At 33.6% G+C, this 15,783-nt stretch carries 16 protein-coding genes; 1 reads left to right on the plus strand and 15 read right to left on the minus strand.

The genetic code is table 11. The features are described 5' to 3' along the window. Positions 1–13: 13 nt before the first annotated feature. The 15 genes from glgA to ILYOP_RS03630 all read right to left on the minus strand — a co-directional run bounded on the left by glgA (position 14) and on the right by ILYOP_RS03630 (position 14,646). Positions 14–1,444 carry a glycogen synthase GlgA gene (gene glgA / locus ILYOP_RS03565; RefSeq protein WP_013387152.1) on the minus strand — a complete coding sequence of 477 codons (1,431 nt, stop codon included), beginning with the start codon at positions 1,442–1,444 and terminating at the stop codon, positions 14–16. 24 nt (positions 1,445–1,468) lie between these two features. Next, a complete protein-coding gene (gene glgD, locus ILYOP_RS03570; RefSeq protein WP_013387153.1) occupies positions 1,469–2,626 on the minus strand; it encodes a glucose-1-phosphate adenylyltransferase subunit GlgD in 1,158 nt (385 codons plus the stop codon). Between the two features lie 15 nt (positions 2,627–2,641). Continuing rightward, positions 2,642–3,787: a glucose-1-phosphate adenylyltransferase gene (locus ILYOP_RS03575; protein WP_013387154.1), complete on the minus strand. Its 1,146-nt coding sequence runs from the start codon at positions 3,785–3,787 to the stop codon at positions 2,642–2,644. After that, positions 3,780–5,738: a 1,4-alpha-glucan branching protein GlgB gene (gene glgB, locus ILYOP_RS03580; RefSeq protein ID WP_013387155.1), complete on the minus strand. Its 1,959-nt coding sequence runs from the start codon at positions 5,736–5,738 to the stop codon at positions 3,780–3,782. The genes ILYOP_RS03575 and glgB overlap by 8 nt, the downstream gene beginning before the upstream one ends. Positions 5,739–6,182: 444 nt before the next feature. Then, positions 6,183–6,554 carry a Spy/CpxP family protein refolding chaperone gene (locus ILYOP_RS03585; protein WP_041921001.1) on the minus strand — a complete coding sequence of 124 codons (372 nt, stop codon included), beginning with the start codon at positions 6,552–6,554 and terminating at the stop codon, positions 6,183–6,185. Further along, complete coding sequence (locus ILYOP_RS03590) at positions 6,551–7,966, minus strand: sensor histidine kinase (RefSeq protein WP_013387157.1); 1,416 nt, start codon at positions 7,964–7,966, stop codon at positions 6,551–6,553. Before ILYOP_RS03590 ends, ILYOP_RS03585 begins: the two co-directional genes overlap by 4 nt. After that, the gene (locus ILYOP_RS03595; protein ID WP_013387158.1) at positions 7,967–8,626 is read right to left on the minus strand and encodes a response regulator transcription factor; all 660 of its coding nucleotides are present in this window, start codon (positions 8,624–8,626) and stop codon (positions 7,967–7,969) included. A 37-nt stretch (positions 8,627–8,663) separates the two neighbouring features. After that, complete coding sequence (locus ILYOP_RS03600) at positions 8,664–9,263, minus strand: class I SAM-dependent methyltransferase (RefSeq protein ID WP_013387159.1); 600 nt, start codon at positions 9,261–9,263, stop codon at positions 8,664–8,666. 29 nt (positions 9,264–9,292) lie between these two features. Next, positions 9,293–10,081 carry a sterol desaturase family protein gene (locus tag ILYOP_RS03605; protein ID WP_013387160.1) on the minus strand — a complete coding sequence of 263 codons (789 nt, stop codon included), beginning with the start codon at positions 10,079–10,081 and terminating at the stop codon, positions 9,293–9,295. 124 nt (positions 10,082–10,205) lie between these two features. Beyond that, on the minus strand, positions 10,206–10,565 hold the full coding sequence (locus ILYOP_RS03610) for a hypothetical protein (RefSeq protein WP_013387161.1): 360 nt from the start codon (positions 10,563–10,565) through the stop codon (positions 10,206–10,208). A gap of 102 nt (positions 10,566–10,667) precedes the next feature. Then, positions 10,668–11,084 carry a hypothetical protein gene (locus ILYOP_RS03615; protein ID WP_013387162.1) on the minus strand — a complete coding sequence of 139 codons (417 nt, stop codon included), beginning with the start codon at positions 11,082–11,084 and terminating at the stop codon, positions 10,668–10,670. Positions 11,085–11,150: 66 nt separating this feature from the next. Further along, entirely contained in the window at positions 11,151–11,441 is a 291-nt protein-coding gene (locus ILYOP_RS03620) for a hypothetical protein (protein WP_013387163.1), read from the minus strand. Between the two features lie 140 nt (positions 11,442–11,581). After that, a complete protein-coding gene (locus ILYOP_RS03625) occupies positions 11,582–12,292 on the minus strand; it encodes a hypothetical protein (protein WP_013387164.1) in 711 nt (236 codons plus the stop codon). Between the two features lie 743 nt (positions 12,293–13,035). Further along, complete coding sequence (locus tag ILYOP_RS15480) at positions 13,036–13,170, minus strand: zinc ribbon-containing protein (protein ID WP_013387165.1); 135 nt, start codon at positions 13,168–13,170, stop codon at positions 13,036–13,038. A gap of 159 nt (positions 13,171–13,329) precedes the next feature. After that, a complete protein-coding gene (locus ILYOP_RS03630) occupies positions 13,330–14,646 on the minus strand; it encodes an APC family permease (RefSeq protein WP_013387166.1) in 1,317 nt (438 codons plus the stop codon). Positions 14,647–15,213: 567 nt separating this feature from the next. On the opposite strand from ILYOP_RS03630, the gene ILYOP_RS03635 reads away from it, so the two are divergent. Further along, positions 15,214–15,777, plus strand: coding sequence for a type IV pilus modification PilV family protein (locus ILYOP_RS03635; RefSeq protein ID WP_013387167.1), 564 nt, complete (start codon positions 15,214–15,216; stop codon positions 15,775–15,777). Positions 15,778–15,783 lie beyond the last annotated feature (6 nt).

A 15,783-nucleotide genomic window follows, 5' to 3' on the forward strand; every position in this document is an offset into this window, starting at 1 on the left:
AACTCCCCACGTGTTAACCCAATATTTCTTTGTAAAAAGATTTATAATTTTTTGCAGCATGACTCCAGCTATTCTTCTCATTCATACCCCTAAGAATGAGTTCTTTCCATGCTTTTTTATTCTGATATACTTCTACAGCACATTTTATTGTATCCAACATTTCATGGGCATTGTAATTGGAAAAAGTAAATCCGGTTCCCTGTTTTTTCTTTGCGTTATAAGGCTTTACTGTATCTCTTAAGCCACCTGTCTCTCTTACCACAGGGACAGAACCATATCTCATTGCAATCATCTGAGAGAGTCCACAGGGTTCAAAAAGTGAAGGCATTAAAAACATGTCAGATGATGCGTATATTTTTTTTGCCATTGCATCATTGAAAGTAATGTTAGAAGACAGTTTAGACGGATAAACTTGTGAATAATACTCAAAGATATCCTCGTAATCCTGATCCCCTGTACCCAAAATGACTATTTGAAGGTCCATCTGTAGAAGTTCCTGAAGCACGTGAGTTATAAGGTCGATTCCTTTTTGTCTCACCAATCTTGTTATAATACCGATCATAGGAATATCCTCTGATACAGTGAGGCCTAGTTCTTTTTGAAGTTCCAGCTTATTTTTAATTTTTTTATCTATTTTACTCTGGCTGAATTTAGTTGCGATATCTTTATCAGTCCTAGGATTGAAAATATCATAGTCTATACCATTTACTATTCCAGAAAGCCTGCTGTCTATATGTCTAAATAATCCGTGAAGATTTTCTCCGTAAAATTCCATCTTTATCTCTTCTGCATAGGTGCTGCTTACAGTGGATACATAGTCTGAATAATTTACTCCCCCTTTTAAGAAGGAGATAGCGTCAAAAAATTTCATAGAGTCCTCTCTAAAGTGGATATCATGTGAGAGTCCTAGAACATCATCTAGAGTTTCCATAGAAAAAATACCCTGATATTTTAGGTTATGTATAGTATAGAGGGTTTTTACATTCTTATAGGTATCATTTCTCTGAAGCTCTTTTAGATAGACAGGAGTAAGTCCTGAATGCCAGTCGTTGCAATGAATGAGATCAGGCTCGAATTCCATAACTTCTAAAGCAGCTAATACCGATTTTGAGAAGAAACCAAATCTTTCACAGTCATCAAACTCGCCATATACATTATCTCTCTTAAAATAATGCTCGTTATCAACAAAATAATACTTAACTCCGTCGTATTCGAGCATATCTATCCCACAGTATTGATTTCTCCAGGAAAGCTTCACATATGTGTGTCCCAGATGCTTCATTTTGCTCTTGTATTTATAGTCTATCGCCTTGTATTTAGGCAGGATCACTCTAATATCTACCCCGGTTTTTACGAGTGATTTTGGGAGAGAATGAGATACGTCTCCCAGTCCTCCTGTTTTAATAAAAGGCCATGCTTCACCAGTTACGAATAATATTTTCATATTAGTTTTTCCTCCTTCCTCTATTTACATATCTTCTAGAGGCCAATAAAGTTCCTTGAATCGTTCTGAATTGATTCCTATTTTCTTTTCTATGACAAGAGGGAATTCCACTGAAGCTTTTAATTCCTCTCCTTCTGCTATTACTGTATTTTTATCAATTACGACATTTTTTAATTTTGAACCTTTTTTGATGGTGCAGTCTTGAAGGATTACACAATCTTCTATCTCAGTTCCTTCTTCAATTTTTACGTGTCTTGAGACGACACTGTTTTTAACCGTTCCCTCTATAGTACATCCGTTGGCAACAAGTGAATTTGTAACTTCCGACCCATTTTTAAATAAAGAAGGCGGAGTATCTTTTATCTTTGTAAGTATTTTTCCGTGTCTGAAGAATAGATCTCTTCTCACATCTAGATCAAGTACATCCATGTTAAATTTGAAGTATTCCTTTGTAGAATTGATACATCGTAGATAACCTTCAAATTCAAGACCTTTCACTTTATATTTATTTACGTTTCTAGAGATTAGATCTTTGAATGAAGTATAAGATCCATTTTGAGTTGCTTCACAGATCATTTTTATGAAGGTATCTTTTTTCATTATGAATCCCTCTAATGAGATTTTTTCCTCTTTTTTAAAATGAAGATTTTTTCCGATACCTTCTACATATCCGTCTTCATTTAGGTTTATTGTATCACATCCGTAAAAACTTACATCAGCATTTTTTACATTTTTATAGATAATAGATATATCTGCTTCGCTTTCCTCATGTTCTTCGATGAATTTTTTAGCATCCATGCTGCACACCATGTAAGAGGAAGTTACAAAAACATGATCCTGTTTACTTCTGTAAAAGTATTCTAAGTTGTTTTCTAAGATAGAAATGTCAGTACGGGATCCCTCTCCACCTGCAAAGTTGAAAAGAAACATTCCGTCTATTTTTCTGTCTAGATCCCAAGGTCCTCCGCTACCTAAGTGGTCTACTAAAGATCTACTGTTTTGCTTACCTACAAAGAGCCCTACATTTCTCAAACCTGCATTAACCATGTTTGAAAGTGCAAAGTCAATAACTCTATATCTTCCTCCTACTGGAGTGGAGGCTATATTTCTATTTTTAGTTAGCCCTCTTATATCGTCGTCTTTTTCCGTTAGGAGTATCATCGCCATATAGTTGTTTGTCATTTTAAACCTCCCCCTTTATTTTATGATCTGATTTTTTTGGATGATTGTATTGTCTGGTATTACTTTTATTTCTATTCCGTCTCCTATAGAGGCATGATCATTGATCATTACATTTGATCCGACAATTGCTTTTTCTATAACTACGTTGTCCCCTATAGCTGATTCAGACATAATAACAGAATTTTTTATTTTTGTATTTTTACCTATACATACTCCTCCGAATATAATGGAGTTTTCAACTTCTCCGTATATGTCACATCCTTCTACAATAAGGGAGTTTTTAATCTTAGCATTTTCACCTACGTATTTTGGGGGATATGCCTTTTGTGGTGAATATATTTTCCAATTTCTATCAAAAATATTTAGTTCATTGTCTGGATTTAAAAGATCCATATTTGCTTCCCATAGGCTGTCTATAGTTCCTACATCTTTCCAGTATCCTTCGTAAGGATAAGCCATCATTTTATGTCCGTCATTTAGCATTTTTGGGATTATATCTTTTCCGAAGTCATGACTAGAGTCTTTATTTTCTTCATCTTCTATCAAGAATTTTCTAAGAAGATCCCATCTGAAAATATATACTCCCATAGATGCTAGGGTACTCTTTGGATTTGCAGGTTTTTCTTCAAATTCATAAATAGAGTAATCTTCGTTTGTATTCATAATACCAAATCTCGAGGCCTCTTCCATTGAGACATTTATTACAGCTATAGAAGCATCTGCATTATTCTCCTTATGAAAATCAAGCATTTTACTGTAATCCATCTTGTAAATATGGTCACCTGAAAGTATCAAAACATACTCAGGGTTGAATTTGTCGATATAGTTAATATTTTGATGGATGGCATGAGCTGTTCCCATGTACCAGTCTCCACCGTCCATACTTGTGTAAGGCTGAAGTACAGATACACCACCGTTTTGTCTGTCTAGATCCCAAGGGGCCCCTATACCGATATGATTATGTAGGGCAAAGGGTTCATATTGTGTGAGCACCCCAACAGTATCTATTGCCGAGTTAGAACAGTTACTTAGAGCGAAGTCTATTATTCTGTACTTTCCTCCAAACGGCACAGCAGGTTTTGCTATTTTTTCTGTAAGAGACTTTAGTCGTGTACCTTGTCCCCCTGCAAGAATCATTGCTACTATTTCTTTTCTAGCCATTGCTTTTCCCCCTTTTATTTAGTTGAGCTTTATAGAATACCGCTGATAGAGGCGGGATATCAATCATGATGCTGTATTTCATTTCATGCCATGGTTCCGGTGAAGGATGAAGTTCTTCATTATTTGTCATACCAGTACCTCCATATTCGTGAAGGTCGCTGTTGAATACCTCTTCGTATACTGCGAAGCGAGGCACTCCTAATCTATATCCTTTTTTAGAGACAGGTGTAAAATTGAATACACCTATTACAAAATCATCTTTGTCTTTACTCTTACGTATAAAAGAGATTATACTCTCTTCATAATTTAAACAGTCTATCCATTGAAAACCGTCATGAGAACAGTCATTTTCCCAGAGAGCTTTTTCTTTTTTATAAAACAAGTTTAGAGCTCGGGTATACTTTTTCATCTCTTTATGTTTTGGATATTCCAAGAGATTCCAGTCGAGGTCTTCATAATATTTCCATTCGACAAACTGACCGAATTCCCCTCCCATAAACAGTAATTTTTTACCAGGATGAAGCATGGTATAGCCATAAAAAGCTCTTAAGTTGGAGAATTTTTCTTCATATGTACCTGGCATTTTGTCCAATAATGACTTTTTACCGTGTACCACTTCATCGTGAGATAAGGGAAGTACGTAATTCTCTGAGAATGCATACATAAAGGAAAAGGTGATATAGTTGTGATGCCACTTTCTGTATAGAGGGTCGAGCTCCATATAAGCGAGCATGTCGTTCATCCATCCCATATTCCATTTATATGTAAAACCTAGTCCTCCGACATAACCTGGTTTTGTCACAAGAGGCCATGCAGTAGATTCCTCAGCGGCGATATAAACCCCTGGATATTCCTCGAGAATTGATTTATTCAGTTCTCTCAAGAATTCTACGGCCCAAAGATTTTCATTTCCACCATGTTCGTTTTTTAGTTCTGGATGGTCACCTTTTTTACCGTAATCTAGATAGATCATATTTGCAACGGCATCTATACGAAGACCGTCTATGTGAAACTCCCTTATCCAATAAAGGGCATTAGAGATAAGAAAACTCTTTACTTCGTTTCTAGAAAGGTCAAAGTTCGCAGTTCCCCAGTCATAATTCTCTCCTAAAAGTTCCCACTGGTATTCATAGGTTGGAGTCCCGTCGAATCTATATAAGGCGTGACTGTCTTTACAAAAATGCCCAGGAACCCAATCTAATATAACCCCTATATTTTTTTCATGCATCTTTTCTACAAAATACTTAAAGTCCTCAGGTGTTCCGTATCTGCTGGTTACAGAATAATAACCTGTCCCTTGATAACCCCAGGAAGCATCTAGGGGATATTCTGACACAGGCATTATTTCAATATGGGTGTATCCCATATATTTTACATATTTAGATAGTTCATCTGCGATCTCTCTAAAGTTATAAAAACACTCATGGTCAATCTCGATTATATTTGACGAATGATCAATATTTTTTATCTTATCTCCTGAGAGTTCTTTTTGCTTCCATGAACCTAAATGTAGTTCATAAATATTCATAGGACTCTCGTAATGATTGGTCTTTTTACGTTTTGTCAGCCATTTACTGTCTTGCCATTTGTATTTTTCTAGACCATATACTATAGATGCAGTATTAGGTCTTAGTTCAGAATAGAAAGCGTATGGATCACTTTTTTGAACCCTGTCTCCAAACTGAGTTTCTATGTCAAATTTATAAATTTCACCCTTGGTGATTCCGTCTATTTCAAGTTCCCATATACCTTCGTTATTAATCTTTGACATGGGATTGGCAGAGGAATTCCAGTTGTTGAAATTTCCTATGACACTTACGGACTTTGCTCTAGGGGCCCAGACCCTGAAAAAAGTTCCATTTTTTGTAAGGTGTGCTCCCATATATTCATAGGTTCTTTTGTGTTCTCCTCTGTGAAAGAGGTATCGGTCTATTTCGGTTTTATTGCTCATTGTACCTCCTCTCAATAAAAAATATGTCCTTTATATTAATACTTCAAATTATTAATTTTCTTTTTATATTTTTTAGTTTTTTTTAACAGGGTTCATCTATGTATACCAAAATCACTAAATTCTTAATGTTTTTATATGAAAGAAGAGAAGATAAATTCTTCTCCTCTTTTAGTAAGTTAATGACAGTAAGTTTTTTAATTTTTTATTCATATAAAATTCAAAGAAAAAAATTATATTTTTTGAAAATGTTGTTTACAAGTATATCACCAATGGTATATTTAAATCAAATAGATATTTCTTAAAAAAAGGAACTTTTTATGGTTAAAAATTATTCGTTTTTGTCATGAAATATTTTGTTGAAAAAGTAAAACTAGATTTTATGGGATTTTGAATTGAAGATTAAAAAAACTAAACCAGTCAATGATAAAAAAAAACAGCCGAAAATTAATCCGGCTGTTGATCTATGATTTTTCTTATACGGTTCATATAGTTCTCTTTTAACACTCTTCTCTCTCTTCTTAATTTTGTTGCTTCTTTCTGAAGCTGTTCAAATTTTTTCATGTCTGGTTCTTTAGAAAGCATACATTTATTCATTTCAGACCTCAAATCCCTCGCACGATTGTTTATTTCTGACTCTTTATTGACAAGCTCTGCTCTCAGCTCCATCACCTTCTCTTTTTGATCTGGAGTCAGATTATCATAGGAAACACCGGTTTTCATGTTTTTATGTTTCATTGGATTATTATTGAAGGGAGCTGCATCAGCTGAGACTGCAAAGATTACAAGAATAAAAATCAAACTTAATTTTTTCATCATATCTCTACCTCCCCTCCTTCAAACCAGAAAAGCAAACCTTTTTCTACTTTTTCCACTCCATATCTATATCCGTGACTGCTCAGAATTTTTCTAACTATGGTCAGCCCAAGACCAGTGCCGCTGTCCCTTGTCCGGGATTTATCGACTCTGAAAAAAGGGACCCATAATTTTTCTAATTCATCTTCCTCTATATCACAGTTGTTAAAAATCTCAAATCTCATATTTTTATCGATTTTTTGGAGTTTGATATGTATAGAACCATTATCTGAAACATATTTTACAGCATTACTGATAAGGTTTCTTATTACCATAGAGATTTTATCGTGATCCCCTAGGATTTGGCCATTCTCTAGTTCTGATTTTAAAGTGATAGATTTTTTATCCATAAGGAGCTTGTTTATGCTTATCTCTTTTTCTATTATCTCTTTTAGGTCTAGCTCTTCCATTGCAAAGTCTTCATAACCTCTTTCCAATTTTGAAAGAAACAGAAGTGATTTAACAAGCTTATCCATCTCTAAAACCTCATCCTGTATGATCTCAAGATAAAAATTTCTTGTTTTTTCATCAGGAGCTATTCCGTCTCTTAATCCCTCAGTATAATTACTTATAACAGCTATGGGGGTTTTCAGCTCATGACTTACATTGGAGATAAACTCCTTTCTCATTTGGTCTATTGCTTTTTCTTTTTCTATATCTTTCAGAAGTATTTTATTTGCCTCTAGAAGTTTTTCTTTAGCAGAGTTGATCTCTAGAATGTTGCTTTCAAGGCTCTCTGACATCATATTTATACTTTCTCCCAAGTCGCCTATTTCATCCTTTGATTTTTTTGTGAACCTTTTTGAAAAATCAAATCTTGCAACTCTATGAGCAAGATTTTGTATTTCTATGAGAGGTTTGGTTATTCTGCCAGAAAAAACTTTGACTAAAATAATCCCCAGTATAAAAGCTATAAATATTATTTTTAAATGGTAAGCTGTTACTATGTCCATCTGCTCTTTTATAAAGTTTACAGGAACACCCACTACCAGAAGTCTTTTATTGTCGTATGCGGTAAATAGGACAAGAGTTTCCACTCTAAAAAATCTATCAATACTTTTTTTGTAAAAATAAGTTCCTGGATTCTTCAAAAGTCCCAAAATTTCCTCTTTTTTTGTCCCACTATCCTGAAGGAGTTCAGGTTCTATGAAATCAAAGGGAAATAAATCAACCCGAACACCGGTTTCTTGCTCAAGCTTTCCTATATCGATATCATAGCCTGATGTTTTTACATATTCAGAAACCTCTAGGAGTTTATCTTTTTTAACATTAAAATAATACTTTTCAAAATGTATTTCACTGAAAAGATACAAAGATAAAGTTATTATTATCATTATCAGTGATAAAAGAAAAAATAATTTATTTTTTATGCTCACTTATGACACCTCAAATTTATAGCCCACGCCTCTTACAGTTTCGATATATTCTCCGCCAAGTTTTTTTCTTATTCTTTTTATCTGGGAATCTACTGCCCTACGATCTCCCTCATAGTCATATCCCCACAGTGAAGTTATTATTTTTTCTCTACTTAATGCTATTCCTTTATTTATTACAAAATACAAAAGCATCTCATATTCTCTAGGAGACAGTTCTAAAATCTCTCCGTCTAGAGTAACAACGTGGCTGCTGTCATTTATGATTAGTTTTCCCATATTGATAATAGAGTCATTGTTATTTCTTCTCAAAAGAGCCTTTACCTTTGCCATTAAGATTTTAAGTGAAACAGGTTTGGTGACATATTCATCGGTCTTAAGTTTATACCCTTTTAATATATCATCTTCATCGCCCTTGGCGGTTAGCATTATTATAGGGACATTTTTCCTTTCGCTTCTGATCTCTCTGCAGACATCCCAGCCGTCTAATTTTGGCATCATGATATCTAGTATTACAAGGTCTATTTTGTTGTTAAAAAAAAACTCTATAGCTTGTTCGCCATCCTCAGCTTCTATGACGAGATATCCTTCTTTTTTTAAAAAGTCTGAAGCAATCCTTCTTAATTTCCAGTCGTCCTCTGCAAGGAGTATTTTTTTATCCATATTTTCCTCCAATTAAAATCTTTTTAAATATTTGATATCAAAGATCTTTCTCTGCTATTATTATCCTTACCACATCAAAAAAAAGATCTTTTCTTTCTGTTATTTTGAATCCGGATTTTTCTATATTTTTTTGGGTCTTTCTTATCATAGAAGTTCCCAAAAAGAATTTTGACATAATATTCATCATAAAAAGAAAGATGTTTATCAGCGGATTTTTACTTCTCATATGTTCTAAAAAAAGTACCTTCCCTCCAGGCTTTATAACCCTGTATATTTCTTTCAAACCTGCTACAGGATCAGGGACGGTACAAAATACACAAGTTGATACAGCACAGTCAAAGCTATTATCCTCAAAAGCCATAGTCTGTACATCCATTTCTTTAAGTTTAATATTTGTGATATTATTTTTTTTAATTACTTTTTTTGATTTTTCCAGCATGTTTTTGCTGAAGTCTATTCCTATAACTGAAGTTTTTTCAGAGTAATAGGGAAGATTTGCTCCTGTTCCCACTCCTACTTCTAAGACTTCACCCTGTGCGAGAGATATTAGATCTTTTCTATATTTATTGAAAAACAACATTTTTTCCATTCTATCATAAATTTTAGCTACTTTGTCATATTTATCTTTTGTATTCATATAAATCTCCCTTTATACATTATTATCCTTTATTTGTGTGACGAATTTGTGTCATCCTTTAGAAAAGGTTGTTTCAAAAGGAAATAAAACTTTTGGTACCCTTCTTCATTATACCCAGGTATTCCGTATTTTGAAGTTGAAAATTTTCCCTGGGGTGTGAAACTTCTGAAAATTTTGTCCCAGAATATAAGGAAAGATGAGTAATTTGAGTTGCTCTCTTTATATTTTATGGAATGGTGTATTCTGTGAAGATATGGGGTCACGATTACTTTAGATAAAATGATATCAATTTTTACAGGTATTTTGATATTACTGTGGTGGAAATAAACGTTGCCGTTTAGAATCACCTCGTACATTAATACCGCCTCTATACTTATTCCTAGCAGTGCTATAGGTACTAATCTAAAAATGTTCCCCAAAAAAATCTCGATAATGTGAAATCTAAGGGCTGAAGTTGAATTTAAAAATTTATCAGTGTGGTGGACATTGTGAAATCGTCTCAAAAAATTTATATTGTGAAGAAGTCGGTGCCAGGTGTAATTAGTAAGGTCTAACAAAAGTATTTCTAATAACAAAATCATATTTGTGTTTAGAGAAATTAGATTAAAAAGACCCCAATTGTTTTTTTCAAAAAATGATACTACTGCATAGACTGTAAGTATGGCTATTAGGCGTCCTAAAACTGTATTTATAATTCCGATTTTTATATTTGTTTCGTCGTGTTGCTTTGACCGTTTACTGTTATCCATCTGAGGCTGCAATCGCTCAAGAGCGAAAAAAAATAGAAATATAAATAAAAGTAGCAGTCCTCTATCCAATTTATCCACCTCCTTAAAAAATTTCTTGATTATATGATAAATTATTTTAACTAAATTTTTTTATTAAAGAGAAAAATTATCCGTTTTATAAAAAAAAGTCCCTGATAACTCAGGGACTGACAGTTTAGTGTCTTTTTATTTTTAGATTTGTTTTTTCAGGGAGCTTGCTAAGATGTATGTGCCTATGCTCTGCTACCAATGACAATCTATCTATAATAGCTCCTAAGTCTGATGAGTCAAATATCTCTTTAAACCTTTCTTTTTCTAATAAGGAATCTTTAAATTCATAGCTACATGGACTTTGGGGTTTGAAAACTATGGCATCTGAATATATTTTTTCTCCTAATACCTCGCTCAAAAGATCTGCTACTGTCATGGTAAAAACACCCTCAACTTCCACAGTATTTCTCGAATGGTTTATTTCTGTACGGTATTTAGGCTCATACCTTTTTTCGATTGTGGAATAGGAATTTTGCATACTCATATAATCCCCTCCTTAATATATAACATTTGTGTATCTATAAACAATTTACAATTTTTTTACAATATTCCTTTAAAAAAATAAAGCCTGTTTTAAGAGGCTTTATCAGTACTTATAATCAAATTTCAACACCATTCTACCGTCAGACTCATCTTCTATAGGGTCTATGAGATAATTTTCATAGGCTACCTCCAGGCTGAGATCATTTAAATCCACACCGGCTCCGACACTATAATACTTGTTGTCTGCAATGTCTGAAAGAGCTGTCTCTGTAGAGCTTTCATCAGAGACATAACTATATCCCATATCACCTTTTACATAGGGAACGGCCTTTGTGCCATCGTAAAATTTGTATTTCATTTCTGCGTATACAGGAGTCGCCTTTGATTCATCCATAAGCTGCATAGAGTGTGAGGATACTCCCACCTGCATATTTTTATATTCTATTCCTTTCAAATCCTGAGAGAAGAGTTGAATGGAGATAATTACAGAAAACATAAAAAATATAAGTGCTCTTCTCAAGATATTTTCCTCCTACTAGAGATAATAAAAGTCACAGATAAATTTTATCACCTTCTAAAAAAAGTGTCAATTATTAGTGGCTTTATTTAGATAGTAATTTACCCCTATAGAATTTTCTATATTTAACACAGCTTCATTTTCCTTGAATAAATACTCTTCAATAAGTATAAATACGTTGTGTTCGTCCTTGTAAATATATCTAAACTCCAAGTCATCTACATGATTTCTGTTTTTTCTGTTATTTATAAAAACTTCGTCTATTTTAAATATTTTTTTTAAAGTCTGTCCTTCTGTTTTTTTTAGTAAACATGGAAAGTGGTCTTTTTTTAACATGATATCCATTATTTCAAATTTCATAATAACATCCCCTCCTTTTAAAGAAGATATTCTTATTAAATTCTGTCATCCTTTTTATATATTTTTATCACTTAAGTCGATAATTCTAAAACTATGTAAATTAAAATGGGCTGTATTTAGCCCATTTTAATTTAGTTGATCTAATTTTCCATGTCACTTTCTGTTATGTAGTCATAAAATTTTTCTTTTAATTCTAGTCTGTTTCTAAGCATGGTTTTTTCCATCTCACTCTGTATTTTTATTCTTTTCTCTGTGAGCATCTCTATTTTTTCCATATTTGGATTTTCTGAGAGCATCTCTTTTTGCATATCTAGTTTGATCTCTCTTATCTGAAGTCGATACTCTAAATTTTCTTTTCTGTTATCAATATTGTTTTTTCTGATCTCCTGCTGCTGTTCCTGAGTAAGTTTCTGATTAGAAGGGTTTTTTCTACCCTTGTTATTTTTCATATTTTGTCTCATAGCACCATGAAAATTATCAATTCCAAATTTTTCTTTTAATTGGATTCTGTAATCTAGCATCGTTTTTTCTCTTTTGATTTTAAAAGCGGCTTTTTTATTGATTAATTTATCTAATTTTTTCATGTTTGGTTTATCCTTAAGAAGTTCTTTTTGCATATCCAGTTCTGTTTCACGAATCTGGATCATATAACTTTTAGATATTTTCATAGCTTCTTGATTCATTTCGTAGAATTCCTTCTGCTGCTCAGGAGTCAAAATCACAGCCTGCTGATGCCTCATTACTTGCTGACCTGTATTTTTAACATTTGAGTTTACCGGTGTTCCAGCCTTGGCAAAGGAAACAGCTGACATAGATAAGGCCATAATAGCTACCATTTTCTTCATATTCATTTCTATCATACTCCTTTTTAATTAATAGGTTTGTAAGATAATAGATTTGCAGTAAGTTTGTTTAATACACATTGATAATACCTCTCTTCTGTGTCATTTCTATGTCTTTTGTGTGCCATATGACAAATTTAACTATAATTCAGTTTTTTCCTTTAAATACGTATATTTATTAGTAGTAACTCGAGTTTTCTATTTGTAAGAAATGCTGATAAGTTACTGAATTTATCCAAAAGCTGTGTTACTTTCTTTGCTTGCCCAAAGAAAGTAACCAAAGAAAAGGCACCCCTAAAAAATACCTAAAATCACTTCTGAACTAACTTTCTATTGAAATATAGTCGGTAAACCTCCTTATTTCAATGAAAGTGGATTTCACAAGATGATTTCTTAACGGCATTTTTTAAAGGGGAATTTAAAATCTTAAATGATTTTTTTAAATCTTTTTAATTTTTTTTGGCCATTGATAAAATAAGCGTTAAGAATGACTGAGAGAAATCTTTAGAAAAAATCAACTGTTTGAGCGAAGCGAGTTTTGATTTTTACTTAGATTTCCGAAGGCATTTAGCTTATTTTTCACAGGCCTTGATTTTTGGTTACTTTTCATCAAGGAAAAGTAACGGAACTTTGGATAAATTCAATATTTTATCTTGAAGGAGAAGTAGAAACTAAGGCTAAATAATAGAAAAAAGGCAGATACTTATTCTGCCTTTTTTCTAAATCACTATGAGAATGATTTTAAATTAACACTATACTTCTTGAAATCTGGCACCTTCACATAAAGGGCAAAGATCCAATTCTTCTTCGTTTTCTATTTCTATCTGAAATCCACAGATAACGCATTGATATATTCCTTTTTTTATCTTTTCTCCTGCTATAGGCATAATTTTCACCTCTTCAAGTTTTGATATATGAAGTATATTCCTTATATTGTGAAAATACAAGAGTTATTATTAAGATAGAAAAATTTTATGAAATCTAACAGGTTAGTAATAAAAACCCCCTTGGATTTACCAAGGGGGACGTAATTTCATATAGTAAGACTATTTCTTATAGAAGAGCAGCCCTGAAAGGGTAGCTAATAGAGAGATAAGCATATATTTAGGGTTGCTGATGGCGGCATATACTCCGATGGATACTCCCCCTAGAATTGCTAGGATGGGAACCACAGGGTATAGGGGAACCTTATAAGGTCTTTCTAATTCAGGCTCTCTTTTTCTAAGGATGATTACCCCTAAAAATACCATAGAGTAGAACAACCAGAATATTGCCACCGGTATATCACCAAATACATCGGGATTCCCAGTAATAAACATAGCTATCAGATAAACCATAGAGAGTATAAACATAAGTCCTGCTGATCTCATAGGCTGGTTGCTTTTTTCCTCTACCTTGGAGAAATAATTCTTTGCCGGGAAATGCCCCTCTATAGCCAGAGAGTAAGGGACTCTCGTAGATATAAGGGAGAAACCGTTTAGTCCTCCGAAAGAGGAGATCATTATTCCTAGGAATATAACCTTGGCACCGTAATTTCCAAATAAATTCTGAGCAACTCCAAACATACCCTGGTTTACAAGTTCATCTGCAGAGAAAACCTTGAGAAGTCCGATGTTTAAAGCTACATATATTATGGTAATAAATCCAAGACCGAATATAATGGCCTTTGGAAGGTCTTTTTTTACATTTTTCAAATCTCCTGAGATTGTTCCCACGTAGATCCAGCCGTCAAAGGCAAACATCACAGGTACCAACGCCATACCCAAAAGAAGAATAGGAGGTTTTGTAGAAACTGCCTCTGTAGATGTATAAAAAATCCCGGCACTGTTGTTGTTTGACATGAATCCGAATATGGTTATTGCCGCCAGAGGGATTATTTTGGCTCCTGTTGCCAGGGCCTGGATTATTCCACCTGCTCTTTGTGTAAAAGTGTTTACAGCAAAGACAAGTACCAGTGCTCCTGCTGACAGGGGAAGCATATATTTAGGACCAGCTTCTACTCCTAAAAACTGTGTGGTGAAAAATGCAAAATAATAGGCTATGAGAGCCACTATTGCAGGGGTGTATACTATAGCCTGAGTCCATCCAACGAGAAACGCCACCTTATCCCCGTAAACCCTTCTTATCCAGGCAATGATTCCACCTGTTTCGGGAACTGCCGCTCCGATCTCTGCCGCTGTTAGCCCAGAGAGAATAGAGATAGTCCCACCCAAGATCCATGCAGAAATTGCGATTTTTGGGTGAAGCCCCGATGCTATAAGAACAGGTTTCGCCTTGAAAAATATTCCTATACCGATTACTACTCCTACTACCATTGAAAAAGCAACTGGAAAGCCGTACCTTCCCTTTAGTTTATCTTCCATATTATTTTCTCCTTATATATTGTGTAATTTAGTTTATGTGTAACACAACTTTTTATATCTGTAAAAATTCTGAAATTAAGAATTGTTTAATTACAAAATTTAATTAAAAATTACAATATTATGTTTTTTCTTATTGTGTTTAATATCATCCTTACATAGTTATTGTTCGATATAGTATAGGTTAAAAGAGTTATATCTTTTGAAATATCTATCTTTTAAATAATTGATTAATTCTAGATTGTTCGTACATCAACTTTATTATAATAGCATAATTTTTAAAATATTGAAATAAAAATAAGGGTAAAATCATAATTTTTACAACAAATTTTATATCAAAGATGCTGATTTTACGGATGAAATGATCTCTTTCGGTGTTTTTTGTCAAGTGAGCTTTGTTTATAAATAATCTGAAAGACAGTTAATATGGAAAAAAATAGTACAGTTACAATACGACATAGACCTGACACAAACATGACAATAGTCTGACACAAAACAACAATATATATTTACTGAGAGGAATATGAAAAAGTATGATAATAAGTGAAAAGTATAGGGGGAGTATGATTGATGAAAAGAAAAGGTTCTGTGCTGATAGAATGTTTAATTGCCATTGTGATATTTCTTATTGGAATGATTCCCATAACAAGGTTTACTATAAATTCCCTATGCATGGACAGAAGGTCTGCTGAGATTGAAGAGGCTGCAAGAATTGCAACAACCATAATAGATTATGTAAAATCCAAGGGATATACAACTGTTGTTGCTAATGCCAGTTGGGATACAGATAAATACTATGCAGAAAGCCATACAATAACAGATGGTGAAACTGATACAGGAGATCTTTTAGACAGTACTTTGACACTAGAGGGGCGAGGGATAGATCTGGAAGATGCAGAATTTACTATATCTATGATGGAAACAAACCTAGAGCTGGTTACAGAGGACACTTATACAAATCCTGTTACCAATTCAACTGCATCAGATGTAATCTTTGGAACCGGTGGTCTGTTAGAAGATCAACCAGTATACGGGACTGTCACACTGACATACCAGTCCAGTAAATCCACAGAAGAAGAGATCAGGGAATATAGCGAGAACTTCATTTTAGTTCCCATGGAAAACTTAAATTAAGGGGAG

The organism is Ilyobacter polytropus DSM 2926, assembly GCF_000165505.1.
Taxonomy (GTDB): domain Bacteria; phylum Fusobacteriota; class Fusobacteriia; order Fusobacteriales; family Fusobacteriaceae; genus Ilyobacter; species Ilyobacter polytropus.